Source organism: Mesorhizobium sp. M4A.F.Ca.ET.020.02.1.1, from assembly GCF_004022645.1.
Taxonomy (GTDB): Bacteria; Pseudomonadota; Alphaproteobacteria; order Rhizobiales; family Rhizobiaceae; genus Mesorhizobium.
Genome location: NZ_RZOI01001439.1, coordinates 1 through 381 on the forward strand (window position 1 = coordinate 1; position 381 = coordinate 381).

General features: G+C 66.4%; 1 protein-coding gene. It reads left to right on the forward strand.

Features of this window, described 5'->3' with window-relative positions; translation table 11 throughout:
- Nucleotides 1-179 (forward strand): acyl-CoA dehydrogenase family protein (locus EN742_RS37570; protein ID WP_281035084.1); only part of this gene is annotated, 179 nt, incomplete at its 5' end.
- Between the last annotated feature and the right edge of the window lie 202 nt (nucleotides 180-381).

Consider the following 381-nt stretch of genomic DNA (forward strand, 5'->3'; position numbering starts at 1 on the left):
TCAAGGACCCCGACGAGGCGGTGCAGATGGTCGGCGCGCAAGACATCAGCCAGGACACGCCGCTGGCGCGCTCATGGACGCATTTGCGCACGCTGCGCCTCGCCGACGGGCCCGACGCGGTGCATCGCCGGCAGGTGGCGCGGACCGAGCTGAAGAAGTACACGCAGGAGAAGGTCTGAGCGCAAGCTCAACCGGCAACCGTCTGCGACAAGCAAGGAGTTCCCCGATGACCCTCCCGTCCGAAATGAAGGCGCTGCTGCTGACCGGCGACGGTTACACGAAGACGCCGTCCGGCAGCGCGTTGGAGGCAATGGAGCCTTATCTCGAGCAAGGCACGATCGCGGTGCCGACGCCCAGGCCGAGCCAGGTGCTGATCAAGGT